The organism is Methylobacterium goesingense, from assembly GCF_022179225.1.
Taxonomy (GTDB): domain Bacteria; phylum Pseudomonadota; class Alphaproteobacteria; order Rhizobiales; family Beijerinckiaceae; genus Methylobacterium; species Methylobacterium goesingense.
Window position 1 is genome coordinate 17,422 of record NZ_BPQL01000115.1, and the last position, 19,992, is coordinate 37,413.

General features: G+C 69.6%; 14 protein-coding genes. 4 read left to right on the top strand and 10 right to left on the bottom strand.

The window, feature by feature from the left end:
• Positions 1-185: 185 nt before the first annotated feature.
• Positions 186-557 carry a transposase gene (locus MFF30_RS19035; RefSeq protein ID WP_238281047.1) on the top strand — a complete coding sequence of 124 codons (372 nt, stop codon included), beginning with the start codon at positions 186-188 and terminating at the stop codon, positions 555-557.
• Between the two features lie 7 nt (positions 558-564).
• Here the strand turns inward: MFF30_RS19035 and MFF30_RS19040 are convergent, their stop codons facing one another.
• The 5 genes from MFF30_RS19040 to MFF30_RS19060 all read right to left on the bottom strand — a co-directional run bounded on the left by MFF30_RS19040 (position 565) and on the right by MFF30_RS19060 (position 8,853).
• Entirely contained in the window at positions 565-3,744 is a 3,180-nt protein-coding gene (locus MFF30_RS19040; RefSeq protein WP_238281048.1) for a helicase HerA domain-containing protein, read from the bottom strand.
• Positions 3,741-4,403: a hypothetical protein gene (locus tag MFF30_RS19045; RefSeq protein WP_238281049.1), complete on the bottom strand. Its 663-nt coding sequence runs from the start codon at positions 4,401-4,403 to the stop codon at positions 3,741-3,743. The genes MFF30_RS19040 and MFF30_RS19045 overlap by 4 nt, the downstream gene beginning before the upstream one ends.
• Positions 4,400-5,392 carry an endonuclease domain-containing protein gene (locus MFF30_RS19050; RefSeq protein ID WP_238281050.1) on the bottom strand — a complete coding sequence of 331 codons (993 nt, stop codon included), beginning with the start codon at positions 5,390-5,392 and terminating at the stop codon, positions 4,400-4,402. The genes MFF30_RS19045 and MFF30_RS19050 overlap by 4 nt, the downstream gene beginning before the upstream one ends.
• A gap of 344 nt (positions 5,393-5,736) precedes the next feature.
• A complete protein-coding gene (locus MFF30_RS19055; protein ID WP_238281051.1) occupies positions 5,737-8,094 on the bottom strand; it encodes a bifunctional diguanylate cyclase/phosphodiesterase in 2,358 nt (785 codons plus the stop codon).
• Positions 8,095-8,265: 171 nt separating this feature from the next.
• Positions 8,266-8,853: a DUF4440 domain-containing protein gene (locus MFF30_RS19060; protein ID WP_238281052.1), complete on the bottom strand. Its 588-nt coding sequence runs from the start codon at positions 8,851-8,853 to the stop codon at positions 8,266-8,268.
• Positions 8,854-9,447: 594 nt separating this feature from the next.
• Between MFF30_RS19060 and MFF30_RS26015 the strand changes: the two genes are divergently transcribed.
• Entirely contained in the window at positions 9,448-11,727 is a 2,280-nt protein-coding gene (locus MFF30_RS26015; RefSeq protein WP_283205919.1) for a Hint domain-containing protein, read from the top strand.
• A 132-nt stretch (positions 11,728-11,859) separates the two neighbouring features.
• Here MFF30_RS26015 and MFF30_RS19075 read toward each other — a convergent pair whose 3' ends face one another.
• Complete coding sequence (locus MFF30_RS19075) at positions 11,860-12,093, bottom strand: hypothetical protein (RefSeq protein WP_238281053.1); 234 nt, start codon at positions 12,091-12,093, stop codon at positions 11,860-11,862.
• A 118-nt stretch (positions 12,094-12,211) separates the two neighbouring features.
• Between MFF30_RS19075 and MFF30_RS19080 the strand changes: the two genes are divergently transcribed.
• Positions 12,212-12,769 (top strand): metallophosphoesterase, encoded by a 558-nt coding sequence (locus MFF30_RS19080; protein ID WP_238281054.1) that lies wholly within the window; start codon positions 12,212-12,214, stop codon positions 12,767-12,769.
• A gap of 82 nt (positions 12,770-12,851) precedes the next feature.
• On the opposite strand, the gene MFF30_RS19085 is transcribed toward MFF30_RS19080, so the two are convergent.
• Both MFF30_RS19085 and MFF30_RS19090 read right to left on the bottom strand, forming a co-directional pair.
• Positions 12,852-13,181: a hypothetical protein gene (locus tag MFF30_RS19085; protein ID WP_238281055.1), complete on the bottom strand. Its 330-nt coding sequence runs from the start codon at positions 13,179-13,181 to the stop codon at positions 12,852-12,854.
• Positions 13,182-13,470: 289 nt separating this feature from the next.
• Positions 13,471-13,746, bottom strand: coding sequence for a hypothetical protein (locus MFF30_RS19090; protein ID WP_238281056.1), 276 nt, complete (start codon positions 13,744-13,746; stop codon positions 13,471-13,473).
• Between the two features lie 520 nt (positions 13,747-14,266).
• Between MFF30_RS19090 and MFF30_RS19095 the strand changes: the two genes are divergently transcribed.
• Positions 14,267-15,682, top strand: a complete 1,416-nt coding sequence (locus MFF30_RS19095) for a class I SAM-dependent methyltransferase (RefSeq protein ID WP_238281057.1) — start codon at positions 14,267-14,269, stop codon at positions 15,680-15,682.
• Positions 15,683-15,799: 117 nt separating this feature from the next.
• Here the strand turns inward: MFF30_RS19095 and MFF30_RS19100 are convergent, their stop codons facing one another.
• Positions 15,800-18,970 (bottom strand): autotransporter serine protease, encoded by a 3,171-nt coding sequence (locus MFF30_RS19100; protein WP_238281058.1) that lies wholly within the window; start codon positions 18,968-18,970, stop codon positions 15,800-15,802.
• A 618-nt stretch (positions 18,971-19,588) separates the two neighbouring features.
• The gene (locus MFF30_RS19105; RefSeq protein ID WP_238281059.1) at positions 19,589-19,909 is read right to left on the bottom strand and encodes a hypothetical protein; all 321 of its coding nucleotides are present in this window, start codon (positions 19,907-19,909) and stop codon (positions 19,589-19,591) included.
• Between the last annotated feature and the right edge of the window lie 83 nt (positions 19,910-19,992).

Sequence of the window (19,992 nt, forward strand, 5' to 3'; positions counted from 1 at the left end):
AAGGCCAAATGGATTGCAGGGCGCTCCGCCCGTGCGCAAAACCCGGGCGTTTCGCCCATGCCACGGGCGGTCGCGTGACCAATACGTCAAAATTCACAGAATAGGCCGGGGATTCGTCTTCCCGGGAAGCGGTTCGTTTCTTGCGGACGCACCGGACGCGACGGCGAACACGGGGGCCTTGGCGCATGCGTCGATCCCGACATACGGACCAGGAAATCGCCTTCCTCCTGCGGGAGGCCGAGAACGGAACGGCGATCGCGGCGATCTGCGCCTCCGCGCGGGTCTCCCTCGGGACGTTCTACCGCTGGCGCCGCCGCTTCGGGGGTCTCGCCCCGGCGGGGGTGGCGCGGCTCGCGGCGATCGAGCGCGAGAACGCGCGGCTGCACGCGGAGGTGACGGCGCTGCGCCACGCCCTGCTGGCGCAGGCTCGCGCCGCGTCGCCTCCGGCGCCGCGGCGTGCCGGGCCGGAGGCGCCCGGTCCGATGCGTGCCCCCGCCCGGTTTCGTGCCGGCGACGCCTCGGGCGGCCGCTTCGCCTGCGTGCGCACCGCGACCTGACGCCCGCTCAAGGGTCCGTCGCGCGGGCGCCGGATCGCCGGGCCGCGCGCACGACCTCTTCCGGGGTCGGCGGGTTGGCGGGGTGGTAGCTCAGGCAGAGGGGCGTGCGCAGCTTGGCCGGGCGCCCCGAGCCCTCGCTGGAGAAGTAGAACTCACCGGCCTTGAGCTTGCCGATGTCGCCGCCCCCGCCTCCGCTCGCCGACAGGATCTCCTGGGCCGCCGCGATGGTGGCCGGCGCGCTCTGGCGGCCGAGGAACTGCGTCGTGCAGTTCGAGACGACCTGGTTGTGGATACCCTTCGGAACCTGCGTCGCCACGATCATGCCGAGGCCATACTTGCGCCCCTGCGCCACGAGCTTGATGCCGCTGCCGAGGCTGGGCGCGGCGCGCTGCGCCGGCAGGAAGCCCTGGGCCTCGTCCACCACGTAGAGACGGCCCCGCGGGGACGGGTTCTTCTTGATCCAGCCGAACAGCGTCATCTGGAGGCGGTTGACGAAGTCCTCGCGGGCCGCCTCCGAGGCGAGGCCCGACAGGTTGATCACCGAGATGCGCGTTCGCGCCGGGTCGGGCCCCGCGAACAGGTGGCGCGGATCGAGCACCGTGCCCTCGACCCGCAGGAGCGGGTTCGTGGCGATGGCCGCGTGGAGCTGGTCGGCCATGGCCTGGGCGTGCCGCGGCGCGTTTCCGATCTGGCTGATCCCGTCCGGTAGGTCCGCCAGCAGGGCCATGAAGGCCGTGAGGTCACCGCCCCCCGTCTCGGCGAAGCGCCGCAGGGCGTCGGCGAGCACGCCGCGCTGGAGCGCATTCCGGGCGCCCGCCAGGGGGCCGAGGGTCTCGGCCGCCATCTCGATGGCCTGCTGGCGCTCGTCGCGGTCGGTGCCGAGACCGGCGAAATCGGGCAGGACGGAGAGGAACAGCGGGTTGCCGGCATGCAGCCCCGGCGTCCACACCACCACCTCCACCCCGGCGGCGTAGAGCGCGGCCTTCTCGTCGTCCTCCGGGCCGAAGCCCGCCGGCCGCTCCGGCCAGGGCTGCCCGAGCCGAGACAGGTCGTTGTTGGGGTCGACCACGATGGCGGGGATGCCGGCGAGCGCCGCCTCCTCCACGAGGCGGCGCAGCAGCACCGTCTTGCCCGAGCCCGAGCCCGCGATGATCGCGGTGTGGCGCGGCAGCAGGCGCAGCGGCAGGGTCACGGCGGGCGCCTCGGGCGTGAGGCGGTGCCCGACCGGGATCGCTTCCGGCGTGGGGCGATTCCCGATCGGGATCGCTTCCGGCCTGCCACCGGGCGCGTCCGGCCGGGGCACGCTCGTCTGCCCCTTCACCTCCGGGGCCGCATCCGCCCCGGGCGCGACTGGTTCCGGCATCGTCTCGTCCTCCGGCGGCCCATCGCCCGTCCGTGGCGCGTGGGCGAGGCCCGCCGTCCGGAACAGGGCGCTCGTCAACAGCGGCTGCTCGGCCCTGAGCCAGCGCTCGAAGCGGTCGGAGGCACCGTCGGCCTCGGCCTGCGCCCGCAGGTCGCGCAGGCCGACGAAGATACGCAGATCGTCGTCGGACGGATCGATCAGCCGGCCGCCGGCCGCCGTGAAGGCGTCGAAGAGCTGCTTCGTCTTGGCCCCGCCCGGAACCGGTCCCCGGCGGGCGATGAGCAGTTCGCGATCGGGAATACGGGCCGAGATGCCGGAGGCGGTCAGCGCCGCTCGCAGCCGGGCCTGGAACGCGATGGCGTTCTGGTGCTGGAGCGCCCGGTAGCAGACGTGGCGCTCGCGGTCGTTCTCGTCCCGGTGGATGAAGGTCAGGCGCCCGTGCAGGGGCGGAATCTTCTGGTCGGGCTCGCCCTTGCTGGCCACGTCGAGGGTGTCGTCGGGGTCGTCTTCCAGGGCGTAGATGTCGAAGGCGTCGCGCAGGAGCTGGCCGAGCCAGGAATCCTCGTCGCTGTCGATCCCCGCGATGTCGGCTGCGCGGCAGGCCGCCGGCAGGTCGAAGTCGGTGCCGGGCGGGGGTGGTGGCGCCACGTTCGCGTCGATGAGCGAGGTACAGAGCACCACCGTCTCCGTCGCGAGGCAGTGCCGGCGGAAGGCGTCGCAGCGCATCAGCAGGGTGCGGGGCATCATGCCGAAGGCCGCGGCATCCGCGATCGCCTGCTCGCCGAACGGCCAGGTCGGGGTGGCTGCCGTGAAGCCCGCCTCCGCATAGGCCGGCGCCAGCCGTCCGGCGATCAGGGCGGAGGCGGCCGCGCGCTCGTTCATGCCCGTCAGGGCCTGGGGCTGGCCGAAGCGCTCGCGCATCGACCGCAGGCCCCGCGTCTCGAGGCGGTCCCAGGATTCCTGCAGGCAGGTCACGACCGTCATGCTGCGGTCGCAGACGATGCTGAGTTCGAGGAGCCCCGCCGAGAGAACCTCCGTGAGGCTGGTCTCCGGCTCCAGGCCGTCGCCGCCGGCGAGCCGGCTCGCGTCGATGATGCCGTCGATCTGGTCGATGGCGATCAGCGTCGGGCCGCCCAGCGCCATGATCCAGCAGATGCCGCGCACCACCTCGACGGGGGCGGGCGGCGGCGTCCTGAAGCCGAGGGCGGTGCGCTCGGCCGGGTCGGCCTCGTAGCCCTGGAGCCAGGCATGGGCGAGGCCGACGGCCCCGAAATCCTGCGAGCGCAGCAGGCAGAGGGCGCGGAACACGTCGAGATGCTTGAGGGCGCGGCCCGCGTCGACCCGCATCAGGGCCTGGACCAGAACGTCGACGATCCGGCGCGCATCCATGTTCGGCGTGTTGAAGGCCGCCTCCACCTGGGTCTCCACGCCGAAGCGCCGCGCCACGCCCGCCAGCACCGCATCCGATTGCCGCCGCCCATCCGGCATCGCCTGGAGGAGCGCGGTCACGAAGCTCAGCGCCGCGCTGCGCCAGAAATCCGTCAGCCCCAGCACGTCGAGGGGCACGAACCAGGCGCCCCTGCGCCACGCCTCGCGCCGGAGCTGCCCGACGAGGTGGGTCTTGCCCACGCCGGACTGACCGACGAGGACGCGGCCCGGCGCCCTGTCCGCTGGCTGGCGCGCCTTGTCGTGCAGGTCGGCGACGATCTCGGGAACGAGCCGCTCGTTGGGGCCGCCGGTCGGCTCGGTGTCGATCCAGATGCTGTCGAGGGTGCGCACCCAGTCGAAATCCACCCGCCGGAGGGCGTCGAGGGCGTCGCTCATGACTGGATCCAGAGGATGTGGAAGGGCTCGCCGGCCGGCGCGTAGGCGGCCGCGCGCTCTGCGGCGTCGAGGGATTTCGGATCGCTGAACTGGCTCAGGCGCGCGGTCGCGTCCCCGCGCAGGATCGCCGCGAGGCCCTCGTCCAGGGTTTCGCGGTCGAGGTCGGCGAGTTCTTCGCGCAGGGCGCTGAGGCGCACGGCCTTGGCCCGTTCCCCGCCCGTGAGGACGAGATAGGCCGCCTCGATCCGGGCGCGCAGCGCCTTGGCGGTGGGACGCTTCGGCGCCGCCCGTTTGGGGGCCGATCGCTTGGGGGCGGGTTCTGGTTCCGGCTCCGGCGGGGGCGGGCCGACGAGGTCCGCGAGGGTTCCGCCGGTGGCTTCGAGATGCCCGTGCAGCCGCTCCAGCCAGTCTTGCAGCACGCGAAAGCTCGGCGGCAGCGGATCGCGCAGATGCGCGCCGGCCCAGGCCCAGCCCTTGTCGGTGACGGTGAGGCGCTGGGAGCGGCCCTGCCGGCGGGCCTCGACATACCCCGCCTTCAGCAGCGCCTCGCGGTCCAGCTTGGCGATCTTCGGCGTGAGGGCGCTCTGGAGGGCGGTTCCGCAGCGTCCCAGCAGGCACCACAGGACCAGCGCCTGCTTGGGCGTCGGCATCTCGCTCATCGGCTCGTTTCCCCTCGTGGGCGCCGTCGCAGGTCGACGACGGCGCGAATCTTCTCGATCGCCAGCGGGAGGTCGGCGGCGATCTGTGCGTTGGTCAACCTGAGGACGAGATAGCCGGACGTCAACAACGTGAAGTCGCGGTGTCGGTCGGCGCCGAACTTCGGTTCGGCGCGGTGCTCGGGACCGTCGAGTTCAACGACGATGCGGTGGGCGGGGCAGAGCAGGTCGACCCGTGGCCGCGCCCCCCAGGGGCCGACGGGCACCGGCGCGTTGCACAGGAAGAGGCCCGCCAGGTCGGCATCCCGCGCCAGGGCGGCCGCGACGCGCTGCTCGGCGGCGCTGGCATGATGGGCACCCGTGGCCGGTGCGATGAAGCGCGCCCCGGCCGCCCGGGGAGGCCGGGCCAGTTCCACGGCCCCGTAGAGGATGCGGTCGTAGGGGGCGACCGGGGGCGGGGGCACGCAGAGCGTCGCCACGTTCGCCGCCCCGTGCCGGGCGCACCATTCCAGCGCCTCGATCACGGGTGCCGCCCGCGCGCCCGAGGCCGGGTCGACCTCCCAGACCAGGATGGGGCCGGCGGGTTCGACCGCCCCCAGGAGACGCGCGAATTCGAGGTCCCGCGCCATGCGCCGGAACCGGGGCGCAAGTCCGGCCCGGACACACTTGGCCGCCGCCTTGCGCCAGGGATCGAGGCTGGCGATAGGCGCGGAGGCGCCGGGATCGTCCGGCGGCCATCCGGCGAGGACGAGGTCGGCGAGATCGTCGAGGACCCGGTCGAGAATCACTGCGGTGGAACGGTCCTCGCCCGCGACGAGGAGCGCGCCGCAGCTGCGCTCGGGGATCTCGTCGAGAATGTCCCCGATGCCGTCCGGGCCGAGACCCAGGACGGTCAGGCGCGCGCCGCGCGTCAGCCCGACGATCCGCTGCGCCAGGATCTCCGGTGCCAAGCGCGGCCAGGAGGCCGGGCGGGAAGGGGGCGTCGCGTCCAAATCAAGTCCGTGCGCTGCCGGTCAGGCCGCGCGACACCACCACAGATCGCAGTACCCGTCTATGGCATAAGATAAGGAGCGGGATAAGTTCGCGCCAGAGATGAGTTTCCGCGGTCACGGCGCGACCCGGATTTCCGGCTCGGCTCGACCTCGCGATCCCGAGCCGGCGCGGATGAGATCCTGCGTCCGTGCGTCCGTGCAACCCGGAGGGGTGCTTGACCTCTCCTGCGATGTGGCCGCCGCACCATGCTCGATGCGTCCAAGGGTTGTGGTGTGGTCGAGGTCCAGTTCCGGACGGCGCATCCGCGCGCTGGTTTCCTGACACGGCGGTCCCGCCCGGTCGCTCAGGCCGCGTGCACCCAACTAAACTCGGCCCCGCCCCGTGGCGGGGGCGCCGGCCGGCCGATGAAGTAACCCTGGACCGCGTCGCAGCCGATCTCGCGCAGGAGATCGAGTTGATCCGAGTTCTCCACGCCTTCCGCGAGGGTGAGGACGTTCATGTCCCGCCCCATCTGCGCCACGGCCCGGATCACGGCCAGCGAGTGCTTGTCCTCGAGCGCCGAAGCCACGAAGCTCCGGTCGATCTTGATCCGGTCGAGGGGTAGATCCCTCAGGTGGGCGAGGGACGAGTAGCCGGTGCCGAAATCGTCCATCGCGATCCGGATGCCCAAGGCCCGCAGGGCGGCCAGCGTGTGGGCGACCTGACGGCCGTCCTCGACCAGGGCGGTCTCCGTGAGTTCGATCTCCAGGCGGTGCGGCGGCAATCCGCTTCGCGCCAGGGCCCCCGTCACGTGGGCCATGATGTGCGGCGAGCGCAGTTGCACCGCCGAGACGTTGACGGCGACGTGCTGGTTGGCGGGCCAGCCGGCCGCTTCGCGGCAGGCCTGATCCAGCACCCATTGCCCGATCGGCACGATGCAGCCGTTCTCCTCCGCCAATGGAATGAACTCGGCCGGGGAGACGAGCCCCCGGGTCGGGTGGGTCCAGCGGATCAGCGCCTCGAAGGCCACGATCGAATCGTCCGCCAGGGACAGGATCGGCTGGTACAGGAGGTGGAACTGGCCCTGCGCGAGGGCGCCTCGCAGGGCGTTGTCGAGGTGTCCGCGCTCGGCGATCGCCTCGATCATTCCGGGCTGGTAGGAGATTGCCCGGCCGCGCCCGCGGCGCTTGGCCTCGTCGAGTGCGATGTCGGCGCGCTGCATCAGGTCGTCGGGCCCGGTGCTGTCGCGGCGGCTGCAGATGCCGATGCTGCAGCCGACCACGACCGTCATGCTCTCCAGAGTATAGGGTCGTTCGACCGCCTGGACGATGCGGTCGGCCAGGGCTTCGGCCTCGGAAACGTCGCCCGCCACCAGCACCGCGAGTTCGTCCCCGCCATGCCGGGCGACGAAGCCACCGTCGAGCAGGTGCTGCAGCCGGTCCGCCACCGCGATCAGGAGTTGGTCGCCGACCGCATGACCGAAGGTGTCGTTGACCGACTTGAAGCGATCGAGATCGATCAGCAGCAGCGCGAAGGGTGCGGCACCCGCATGACTCGCGAGCATGCGTTCGCACAGTGCGCGCCGGTTCGCGAGCCCCGTCAGCGGATCGTGGTAGGCGAGATGCGAGATCTCCTTCTCGGCGAGCCGGTCCCGCGTCACGTCGTCGACCGTGAGGATCACGCCGTCCCGGACCGGCTGGCAGGAGATCGCCAGGATGCGGCCATCGTCGAAATGATGCTCGGCCCGCGACTCGCGATCCGAGCGCAGCCAAAGGCGATGCGTGTCCAGGGTCCGGGCGACGCGCTCGGCGTCCCAGCCGTTGGCCGCGCCCATCGCCGCCACGAAGCGCTCTAGGGACACGCCCACGCTCATCGTTTCCGGCTCGAGCCGCAGCATCTCGCAGAGGCGCTGGTTGTAGAGTTCGATCACCTGGTCGGACGAGATCTTCAGGAGCCCGTTCGACATGTTCTGCAGCGCGGTTGCGAGCACGGTCAGGTGCGTGGCCTCCTGCGCCTCGAAGCGGCGGGTCGCCGCGAGGGCGAGGAAGGCGCCGATGATCAGGACCGCGGCGCCCGCCGCCGTTAGGACGCTCAGCGCCATCTGGATGTTCGACGACGCATCGCTCGCGAGGTGGCCCTCGACGACGGTGCCGGCCATGGAGATGAAGTGCGTGCCACAGACCGCGGCGACGAATAGCGGGCAGGCGACGGCATAAGACGGGGTATGGGCCGGCATGGCGCGCGCGAGGGCCATCAGGGTGGCGCCGATCGCGCAGGCCAGCCCGTTGGCGACGAGCGACTGTGTCTGCGTACAGCCGTCCAGCGCCAGCATGCCGATGATGTGCATCGCGCCGATCCCGAGTCCCGCCACCCCGCCGAGCAGGGCGCGCGATGACCGGGTCGCGGGCAAGGCCGAGAGACCCAGGGGTGTGCCGACGGCGAGGATCGCGATCAGACCGGAGAGCACCGTCGTGGAGAGGTCGTATCCGAGGACGATGTCGGTCCGGTAGCCCAACATGGCCATGAAATGCGTCGTCCACACACCGACGCCGGCGACGACGGCCGTTCCGACGATCCACTTGCTCCGCCGCCCCGCGGCAGAGCATGTGGCTTTGTAGAGGAGGCGGACCGTCAGCCACGCGCTCAAGGCGCAGATCATAACGGCGACGAGAACGAAGCTGACCGCCTGACTGCTGAAGAGTGTGACGAGCGTGAGAGCCATGCTCGTGTCATGGACGAGCAAGGATTTGTGCTTCGTCAACGTTCAGCCTGAACGGTGCGTTAAGCACTGCGGATCGCAAGCGAACGTCGGACGATGCAGGTCGGCGATAATCCCATCCTGTCGCCCGTCCGGTGGACGGTCAGACCGCACCGGCCTCGGACGAGGGCCGGATCAATCGTTGGCCGCGGGGATCGACAGCGGCGGCGTCTGCTGGTGCTGCACGACGCGCCAGACCTCGTGCGACAGGCGCCGGTAGGTGGACGTACAATTCGCCTCGTAGGTCTCGTTCTCACGCGACGCCTTGGCGTGGTACGCGATGATGATCAGGCCTTCCTGGGGGCGCGAGATCTGGCCCTTGGACAGTTCGATCGAGGACCAGCGCGGCGTGTCGGCGACGGCCTCGATAGCCTGGGCGCCGCTGAGTACGAAGGGCGGCGTCGGCAACACCATCAGGCATTCGTCGTCGACCAGTTCCCGGTAATGGTCGGGGTCGCCGGTCCAGAGGCTCTTCTCGAACGACCATACGCGATCATCATCCATCTTGCTCTCCTCGGATGTCGGATTGTCGAGGATGACGCGGCCGGCGCGTGGTTCGTTCCGTGGGCCGTCCTGCGCGATCGCGTCCCGCCTCGTCCGCGCTCGGGTCGAAGCCCAATCGCCTTGACCGTGCGCGGCGCTGCCGCTGGTGGCGACCGGATGTCCGGCTATCGCGCTGAAGCGGACGGTCCGCCTCCGAGCCATGGCGGTGATGGTGGCCACTCTGCGGCCTTCAGCCGACGTCGGCTCGGTGTGGCGGGTGGGGCCTGCCCCGGAGCCGGGCGGCGAACATGCCGGCTCCGACCCTGGCCGGGCGGCCCTGGCACGGTCCCACCCGCCAGCGCCCGGGGCGGACGGCGGACCGGCCGGACTCGCTCCCGTGCGCCATGGACCCGCCTTCGCAGCGTCACGGCGTGTCCGGCGTGGCCTGGCGGCCGATCAAGCCGGGAAGGTCCACGATCGTTGTTCCGGCGTAAAACACAATTGCGCCGGCGGCCAGAGCAGTCGTGAGGGCTGCATCGTCCAACGTTCAGCGCATGGAGGACTTGGAATATGTTTTTTAAGTATCAAAGAATGATTTTAATCATTTGAGACAAAATCAATTTAAGAGCGAAATTTGTTCGAAGACGAATTTTCAAATGGATTATTTCTCCGAAAGAAATTTGAATTACTGAAAAACCAATGTCGCTGCGAAGTTTTAGGCCAGAAGCTTTGTTGCGTGTGTGCTTTTAACACTTTTCCCGTCGCGCGCGCCGCGATACGCCCGTCTCGACGATCGTCGGCATCGCGGCCGGCACGGAGAAGCAGGGCACGACCATGGCCATCACACGCGTATCGACCGCTGCCGATGGAACGCAGGGCAGCAGCACCAGCTCGACTACCGTAACGGGATCCCAGGTCTCGGCCGACGGGCGCTACGTCGTCTTCACGAGCAGCGCCACCAACCTCGCGCCCGGCGACACGAACGGTCAGCAGGACGTCTTCGTCAAGGACACGCTCACCGGCACGGTCACCCTGGTCTCCACCAGCAGCACGGGTGTGCAGGGCAACGGCACCAGTAGCACCCCCTCGATCTCGGCCGACGGCACCCGCGTCGCCTTCCAGAGCGCCGCCACCAACCTCGTCACGGGTGACACGAACAGCGCCTTCGACATCTTCGTCAAGGACCTGAGGACCGGCACCACCACCCGCGTCTCCACCGACAGCACGGGCACGCAGGCCACCGGCACAAGCAGCAACGCCGCGATCTCGGCCGACGGCACCCGCGTCGCCTTCCAGAGCGGCGCCGCCAACCTGGTGGCCGGCGACACGAACAACGCCACCGACATCTTCGTCAAGGACCTGGGTACCGGCAGCACCACCCGCGTCTCCACCGACAGCACGGGCGCGCAGGGCGCCGGCGGCAGCGTCAACGCCTCGATCTCGGCCGACGGCACCCGCGTCGCCTTCGCGAGCACCGCCGCCAACCTCGTGGCCGGCGACACGAACGGTCAGCAGGACATCTTCGTCAAGGACCTGGGCACCGGCACCACCACCCGCGTCTCCACCGACAGCACGGGCGCGCAGGGCGCCGGCAGCAGCGGCAACGCCTCGATCTCGGCCGACGGCACCCGCGTCGCCTTCGCGAGCAGCGCCACCAGCCTCGTCACGGGTGACACGAACGGTCAGCAGGACGTCTTCGTCAAGGACCTGGGCACCGGCACCACCACCCGCGTCTCCACCGACAGCACGGGCGCGCAGGCCAGCGGTACCAGCACCAGCGCCTCGATCTCGGCCGACGGCACCCGCGTCGCCTTCCAGAGTGGCGCCAGCAACCTCGTGGACGGCGACACGAACGGCGTCGCCGATATCTTCGTCAAGGACCTCGGCACCGGCACCACCACCCGCGTCTCCACCGACAGCACGGGCGCGCAGGGCACCGCCACCAGCAACGCCCCCTCGATCTCGGCCGACGGCACCCGCGTCGTCTTCGCGAGCGGCGCCAGCAACCTCGTGGCCGGCGACACGAACAACACCACCGACGTCTTCGAGGCCGACGCGGCCTGCTACGTGACCGGCACGCGGATCCGCACGGAGCACGGCGAGGTCGCGATCGAGGATCTGCGCGTGGGCGATCGCGTGCTCACCGCCGCCGGCCAGCACCGGCCGATCCGCTGGATCGGCAGCCGCGCCATGGCACCCCGCCGCCATCCCCGGCCCGGCCAGGCTCAGCCTGTGCGTATCCGCGCCGGCGCGCTGGGCCCGGACAAGCCCGCGCGCGACCTGCGCGTCTCGCCCGGCCACGCCCTCTGCCTCGACATGCTCGGCGAGGTGCTGGTGCCGGCCATCGCCCTGGTCAACGGATCGACCATCGTTCAGGAGGACGTGGCGCACGTCACCTACTGGCACGTCGAACTCGACGGCCACGACATCCTGCTCGCCGAGGGCCTGCCCGCCGAGAGCTACCTCGAGTGCGGCAACCGGGGCTTCTTCGGCACGGGTGCGGTCGTCGATCTCGCTGCCGGTCCCGATGCCGGGGCGGCCACGACCGCCGATTATTGCCGGCCCTTCCACCGCGACGGCCCCGTCGTCGCGGCGGCCCGGGCGCGCCTGCGCAGCCGGGCCGAAGCGGCCGGCTGGACCTTGCGCCAGCCCGAGACCTGGGCCGGCGTTCACCTGGAGGTGGACGGCGTCCGCCTCCTGCCCGAGACGCGCGGGCTCTCCGCCTGCTTCGTCCTGCCGGCGGACGCCCGGGAAATCTGGCTCTGCGCGCCCACGAGCGTGCCGGCCCAGGTCTCCGACAGCGTGGATGAACGCGCGCTCGGGCTGTGCCTCGCGGGCCTGACTCTCACGGCCGGGTTCGAGGCACCCCGCGCCGTCTCCCTGGGCGATCCCGCGCTCGCGGCGGGCTTCCACGCGGGGGCATCGGGCCACCGCTGGACGGCGGGCCGGGCTCGGCTGACGACCGGCCTGCTGGCGGGCTTGTCCGGCCCGGTCTTCCTGCGCCTCGATCTCGCCGCGCCCCCGCTTCCGCGCTGGGTCGGGCCCACGGCGGAAGTGGACGCGGTGAACTCGCCGCAGACGGAGCGCAACCTGGGCCGCGTCACGGCGGCCTGACGTCCATCGCGACCGAGGCCGGCGCGTGAGTGCGAGAGGCGGCGTTTCCAACCGGTCTGAGGGCGGATTTCCCCGGGGCCTGCCGAGGATCGCGAGCACTCCCCCCATGGATCGGCTGATCGGGTTCTGATCCTAGAGCCAGCGCTCGTCGAGATCGGTGGCGTTGCGCGCGGCGATCGGTTGGTCCGCATCACCTTCGGCGAAGATCACCACGTCGTCGGGGCCGACATCGCGGGTGGCGTAGAAGTCCCAGCGCCGATGGATCACCCGGGGGCCGCCGAAGATCCGGTAGGCGTTCCAGTAGCGGTCATCCCGGAAGCCCACGTAATGGACGCAGCGTACGGGATCATCGGGCAGGTCAGCCATCGCGGCCCATCCGCGGTCGGCGAGGTCGCACCGGCTTGCGGGCGTGGCCTGCTGCGCCATCTGGCGGGACCGCGACACGTCCCCGCTTCCCGCCGGGGCGCACCCGCCCGCAGGCTGCATGGCAACGTTCTTCACGGCCGACACGCATTTCGGTGATGCTCCCCTCGTGCAACGGCGTCGGACAGCCTTCGGCTCCGTCGAAGCGCACGACGCAGCCCTGATCGCGCGGTGGAACGCGGTTGTCGGGCCGGACGATTCCGTCTGGCATCTCGGCGATTTCGCCGCCGGGGCCAGCCGCGCCCATTGCGCGGCGGTGTTCGCCCGGCTCAACGGCGTCAAGCGCCTGGTGCGCGGCAACCACGATACCAACCGGGTGCTGGGCCTGCCCTGGGCCGAGCCCCCGGTGGAGAGCGCGCGGATCACCGTGCAAGATGGGCAGGGACGGGCATGGCGCCTGTTCCTGTCGCATTACCCCCACCGGTCCTGGCCGGGCTTCTGGCGGGAGACGCGCCATCTCTACGGGCACACGCATGCCTGCCTGCCCGATACCAGCCGCGCCTGCGACGTCGGTGCGGATGCCTGGGATTACCGCCCGGTCGAACTGGCGACGCTCCTTGCCCGGCAGGATGGGGCCGGTCAGGCGCCAGAGGAAATGGCGGCGCGGGGGCTACGCTGACCGCCCGATCCCGTTCGGTCTTCGGCCGATACGCAGCCGCACGCGGGCGGCCCGAGGCCGGCGGCGTCCGCGCCCCTTGGCGTCAGAGCAGGCGCGGCCGTGGCGCGGGCGCTTGGGGATCCTTCTCCCATCCGCGCCGGCCCTCGGCGAGGCCAAACTGCAGGAAATGGATCAGCGGATTGGCGCCGTTCGCACGGACGTCGGCATGAGCCGCGAGGTAGCCATCCGTACTAAAGCCGGCGCTCGGATCACGCCCTTCCTTCCAGCCGATCGTCAGGTAGTGATCGAGCGGGGTTCCCCCGTATTGCTCGACGTCCCTGTACCAATAGAGATAATAGACGGCATCGAAACCCGCCATCGCAGAAGGTTTTCCGGTCTGTCCGGTTTTAGGTTTCAGGCGGAGGGACTTCATGGCGGGAATCTATAAGGCTCGCCCACGACGAGGGGCAAGGTGCAAGCCGGTCACACCGGACGAGTTTCGCCTCGATGCGTGATGGTCCCGAAATCAGCTTTCGGCAGCGGACACTGTCCTGGGGCCAAGGCCCGCAGACCCGCCGATCACGGGGCTGCCGGTTGGTATAGCTTCAGGTTCGCAATCGTCGAGCCCCGGCCGAGCGGAGATTTTGGCGAGAGTAAGAAGCGAGGGCGTGAGCTCAGCGCATCGATCCTGCCCGCTAGATCGAGATTATGATCGCGCGCTTCTACGCGTTCTGCGAAAAAGCGCGGCCTTCGGCAAGTCCGTAGTTCAGGAAGTGGAGGAGCGGGCAGATATCCGCTTCTCTGACGTCGGTGTTGATAGCCAAGTAGGCATTGCCATCGAATCCTTTGCTTGGATTGATGCCTGCCTTCCAGCCGAAATTCAAGTAGTGATCGAGTGCGGATCCCTCGTAATCTGCTGCGTCGGGGCAATGAGACCGGTAATACGCTTCGTCGAAGCCCGGCATTTGTACGATCAAGGGATTGATTTCGTCGCTCATCGAAGGCTCGCGTTCATTGGTCATAGGGTCGAGACGATCGGCTTTTCTGTCTAGGGCAATGGTTTTGGAAGAGGAAGTCCTTTTTCGAACCTTTCAAATCCAGATGCGCCCCTGCTTTATTCGTATCCATCGGGGGGGGGGCTGGAGAGAGGAGCGGCCGAAGGGAAGCGTCCGGGTTCCGCTGGCTCGGACTGAAGGATGGCTCCGGGCATTGAGCTGGCCGTATCGATGGTCGAGGTCCCGATCGTGCCGGAGCGACAGCCTCAAGCGCTTCGCGCAGGATATGTCGATCTTAAGGAGAACTATTCGCCCAGTTTGGTTGTCGTGTTCCAGGGGGCTCTCGCTTGCCTTCGCTTCAGACTGCAGGGGCAGAACGCCCGACGGGGCCCAGATCGACGCGTGACTGGGAGGCCCGCGACTTAAGGTATCTATTGAATTGCGAGAAAAAATCGCCTTATAGGAGAATTCCTCTAAAACTCACCGCGTACGGCCAGATCTCGCCCGATGGAATGACCGAACCATGGTGACACCGACCTCGATCGAGACCGGCATCGTCGCTTCCGAGTCAGGGGAACTCGACCTGCGCCTCGATCCGGGCGACATGCTGGTGGGCACCTTCACCGGTAAGAAAATCGCTTCCCGGGTCACGGTGCGGTGTGACGGCCGACACTGGGCGACGGTTCCGGTGACGAATGTCGAGGGTCTGGTCCGCTTCACGTGCCAGTTGCCACCCGTGATCGACCCGGCCGAGACCACGGTCGAGGTGTGGGGATCGTCCGAGGAGGCGTGCTTCGCGCGCTTCACGGTCCCGCCGCGCGCGCCCATCGTCAACCAGTTCGGGTTGAAGGCCCGCGACGTGCTCGCGGTCCATTCCCTGCCGTTCCAGGCGACCCCCTGGCTGAGCTTCGACGGTGCCCGCCTCGTCATCTCGGGTGAGCACCTGCCGCCTGCGGGCGATCCCGGCGCCCTGCGGGTGATCTTCGGGCCCGGGGTCGCCTACGAATTCCAGTATCCGCTACCCTCGATCTCCTTCGGAAAGCAGTTCTGGTACTGGCCGAACGCCCATCATTCGTCCTTCATGGTGGTCATCGATCTGCCCGCCTGTACGCCGGGATCCGATCCATTCAGCTTCACCTTCGCGTACGACAACGGGAATCCCCTCGACCTGGACGGGCGCCAGGTCGGCGACATCCTGGGGCGGCGGGTCTTCGTCCCGACCCGTCTCGATGCCGGGATCGGACTGCCCCGCGACGGCAGCCAGCTGACCCGCGTGCAGACCTGGTCTAACGACCAGAGCGTCACATTCACGAGCCATTGCGCCTTCAAGGCCATCGAGAGCCTGCTCGGCCGCTACGGGGTGGCGAACCGCGACGGTGTCTCCGTGCTCGACTGGGGCTGCGGGCATGGCCGGGTCACGCGCCACTTCGTTCAGCAGTGGAATGCCGCCCGGGTCTGTGGAACCGACATCGACGACGAGACCATCGCCTGGTGCCGCGAGTACCTCGGGGGCGAATTCCGCACCACACCTTTCCTGCCGCCGACACCTTTCTCGGAGGGAAGCTTCGACGGCATCTTCGGAATCTCGGTGATGACGCACCTCTCCGCCGAGGTTCAGGCCGCCTGGCTCGATGAGATCGGCCGTCTCCTCAAGCCGGAGGGCGTCGCGCTGATCACCTTCGGCGGGTCGCGGTCCGTCGCCTGGTCGTCGTTCTTCCGTGGGCCGGATTTCTGGCGGCACTGGACCGCGATGGGCTTCGACGATCGGCTGATCGATCCGGCTCTCGCGGGAAAGATCGCCGACGGCACCTACGATCGCCACACCGTGCAGACCCAGGATTACACGCGCCGGGCCTGGTCCAAGCATCTCAATGTCGTCGACATCATTCCGGATTTCATCGGAAACCTCGATGTCGCCGTTCTGTGTCGGCGCGCCTGATCGGGCTCCCGGCTTTCACGCCCCATCCGGTTCCCGGCGCGGGACGATCGTCCGAAAAACCGCCCCTGGTCCGGATGCTCCGGGGGACTAGGGGCGGCGTGCGCGATCGGGTTCGTCTCAGAACCGGTAGGTGAAGTTGCCCTTCACCGCGTGGTCCTGGGCACGGTTACCGACCTGCCCGGTATACGCGACGCCCAGGGTGGTGCCCCGCCCGACGAGGACGTCGAGCCCGGCCTCCGCCACGAGGGCGTCCCGGTCGATCGGAAGGCCGGCGGTCAGGAAGCTCGGGCCGGTGCCGAAGGCCAGGAGTGCCTTCGGCACGACGTCGCCGTAGGCGCGTCGATAGCCGACGAGACCGCGCAGCGAGACCGGAGCGCCGAAGCCGAGGTCGAGGCTCGCCTGGGCGCGCAGGCCCACCGTGGAGGTGCCGATATCGTAGGTCTGGGCGGCGCCGGTGAGCGCGGCGAACCCGCCGGTCTCGGTCAGGCGATCCCGGCCGATGCTGACGAGGGCGCCCCCCACGAAGGGCTCGATGTAGGCCAGCGCGAAACCGCCCGGTGCGGCACCCGGCTGGCCCGCGAAGGCGAAGCGGTAGCCGACTTCGCCGAAGCCCTGGATGGTGTCGCCGCCGGTGCGCGCGCTCGTGCTGTCGGCCAGCCCGGCGAAGGCAACGCCGCGACGCAGGCGCGCCGAATTGTCGGCGTAGACCGCACCGACGCGCAGCGACACCGCCCCGAACTCGTAGCCGCCGTAGACGCCGCCGAACCCGCTCTCGACGGTGCCCGATTGCAGGCTGCCGGGCGTATCGAGCCCCGTGTTGGAATAGCCCCCCGCGACGCCGATCCGGATGCCGTTCTCGAGCCTGGCATCGGCGCCGAGCACGAACCCGCTGGTCTGGCGCGACAGGCTGGCGGCGTTGCCGTCCGTTCGCGCCTGCCCGAAGCTGCCGAAGCCCTGGCCCCAGACGCCGAACACGCGGGAATCCACCACCCGCATCGGAACCGGCACGGCCCGACCCGGCAGGTCCGCGGTGTAGGTGGCCGGCAGCAGGCCGTAATCGGTGGCCTCCGTGGAACCCGGCGTCGGTCCCCAGCGCAGGCGGTCGAGGATCGCCTCGCGCACGAAGAAGGCGGTCTCGAACTCGGCCGAGACGAGGCTCGCGTGGATATCCCCGGAGAGGGACTGGAAGGCGCCGCGGGCGCTGCCCGGATCGGTGGTGACCAGGATCGTCTCGTAGATCCGGTTGCCGGCTCCGAGCCCCTCCACCGCTGCGCCGACCGAGGCTTGGTTCCGGTTGGCGCCGACGGACGCGAAGGTGGTGGCGTTGCGCGCCACCGAGAGGTCGACGGTGCTGGCGCCGTAGGACAGGTCCGTGCCGATGAAGGTGTAGCGCGGTGTCGACACGTCGAAGCGTCCGCTGACCCCGCCGGTGGCGGTGAGGATGGTGTAGCGCTGCCCCAGCAGGCTGCGGGTCTCGGTGGGGCTCAGGGGGCTGAGCGCGTTCTCCAGGGAGACCGAGACGGTGCCGCCGCCGATCTGCGCCGCGCCCGTGGCGGCGATGCGGTCGCTGCGCCCGGCGGCGACCTCGACGGCGTAGGTGGAGCCCGCCGCGAAGGTGACGTTGCCCGCCACGTTGAGGGTGCCGATGGAGTTGCCCGGCGCCACGGTACCGCCCTGGCCGACGTTGAGGCCGCCGACGCGGCCCGAGCCGCCGAGCGTGCCGCCCGCATTGACGTTGGCGAGCGAGGTGATCGAGCCGTTCACCGCGAGCAGGCCACCATTCACCTCGGTGGTACCCGTGTAGGTGCTGTTGCCGGTGAGCTGGAGCGTGCCGCCGCCCGACTTCGTCAGGCCGCCCGCGTAGGTGCGGGTGAGGAAGGCCTGATCGCGGGCCTGCTTGTAGGTGTACTCGACCCCCTGCTCCTGCGTTGCGTTCGCCGGCAGGCCATTGGTCCAGCCGCGCTCGGCCTTGGTTTGGATCCAGGCCGCGTGCTCGGCGCTGTCCTCCACGAAGCGCTGGCGCAGGGCCGCGTCGGAGATGTCGTTCGACCAGGTGTCGGAGACGCCCGCGCCGAGATTGGCGTCGAACCGGCCGAGGAACTGGCCGGGGCCGTTCATCGCCCGGCCGAGATCGATCTTGCCCCAGCCGAAGGTCTCGTTGGGCCGGTCGGCGGGACCGTCTCCCAGGTGGGTCGCGGTGGTGAGCAGGACGTCGCGGGTCTGCTCGTTGGTCATGTAGGCGAAGCGCTCCATCACCAGGGCCAGCGCACCCGTGACGTGGGGGGCCGACATCGAGGTGCCGCTCTTCAGGCCGTAGCCGGCCACGCCCGTGGCGCTCGTCACCGTCGAGTAGACGTTGCGGCCGGGCGCGGCGATGCACCAGTACTTCGCGACGCCGCAGCGGTTGAAGGCCGAGGCATCCGTCGCGGTCAGGCCCGAGGCGGCGATCCAGGTCTTCTCCAGATCGGGCTCGAAATAGGGCAGTGCTGCGCGCACGGTCGGGTTGTTCACGCCCGCATTGCCGGCGGCGAAGACCATGATGGTCCCCGCACGGCCGGCTTCCGCGGCGGCGTCGAGCCAATCGAGCTGGCGCGGGAACTTGGCATAGGCCGAGAACAGGCCGCCCAGGGTGTTGTAATTCTCAGGGGGAGGCGGGCTGCCCCAGCTGCTGTTGATCGCCCGTGCGCCCTGGGCGACCAGGTTGCCGTAGGCGCTCTTGAAGTAGTTGTAGTCCTGGTTGGTGCCGTAGATCGAGGAATCGGTGCCGTTGGTGTTGGTGGCGAGCAGCGTCGCGCCGAAGGCGACTCCGTGCATGCCGACGCCGTCGCGGTTGGCCACGATGGTGCCGTCGACATGGGTGCCGTGGTCGTCGTTGACGCCCTGGATCCAGGTGCCGGGCACCGAATAGCTCGACCCGGCGGTGAAGAAGCTCGAGCGGACGCCCGCGGCCGTCTCGTAGCGGTAGCCGTCGGCGCGGAAGGTGCCGGTGTTGGTGAGGGCGGTGACACGGCCGGCGAATTCCGGATGCGTGGCGAGGAAGCCCGAATCCACCGACCCCACCACCACGCCCCGCCCGGTGATGCCGCGCGCATAGGCCTGGTCGGCATTCATCGAGGCGAGACCGAAATCGGCGAGGTATTCCGGCGTCCGCCAACTCGCGACATCTCCGATCCGGCCGGGATCCTGATACCCGGTCGTCTGTCCGAGGGCTGCGTGCGAGACGCCCGCACACAATAGAAAGCTCAGCCCGGCGGCGCGCAAGGGCCGCAGACACGTTGGATTCGACATCGGTGTCCTCAGAAGCTTGGAGGCTCTACTGCTAGTCAAAAGGCTATAGCGCGTGTCCATCGCTTTGGGCGTAAAGCGGAGCGCGCCTGAATTTGGCTCAATTGCTTCGATCGCGTGTTGGCAGACAGATTTGTAGCTTCACGAAATCTCGATGCTCAAGGCGTATTCCGCCTCCGGTTGCGATAGAAGTCTTGTGTGGCCGAGACACAACAATGGGCCGGTGACGGCGCGCCTCCCCGCAGGCGCCCGGGCCTGACCGCGCGCCACTCCCGTGCCGGAGGCGGGCCGTCTGGAAGTCTCTCGAAGGGCCCGGCTGCTCCGGGCGAACGCGTCCCCGGCAGAATTCGCTGAAACCGATGCACGCGGGCCGATAGTAAAAAACCCGCCGCGGCGCGCGCCGGGCGGGTCAAGTGGGCCGTCTCGGGTCAGGGACAATGGCCGGACGAAGGCATTCCGCCGGCTCCGTCCGCGCCTTGCACAAGGCTTGCCGTTTCGTTCCGCGCGAGACGTCTTGCGGGTCTCTCGGATCCGGTGGTTCGGCCTTCGGGTGTCCGGCCTCTTCGCGGGAGGGCCGGCAGGCAGAAGCGTGCCGGGGTCGGGCCGGCGGCGCGGCTGCCCTCAGCTTCGCGTTTCCTGGAAGGGTCGCAGCAGCCAGGCGAGGCGGCCGGCATCGTCGTCCTCGTCGACCCGCGGCATCCGGATTTCCGGCTCGGCGGCGCCGCGCATGATCTGGCCGAGGAGCGAGGGCAGCCCCACGCCGTGCTCCTGGAGCAGCAGCGCCGCGTCGAGCAGGAAACGGATGTGGTCGTCGGGTACGGGCTCGCCCGCGACCTGGGCTTCCACGACCCGGTCGGCGAGGCGCCCCGCCAGATCCGACAACTCGGGCAGGCGCCGCGCGGCGTCCTGAGACCGATGCGAAGGCGCTGGAGCAGCGCTCATGTGACGTCTCCCTTGGCCGTGCGCTTGGGTCCGATGCGCCCGTCCCGCCCAGGCGTAGCGCAGGACCGTCACCATTGTGTTCA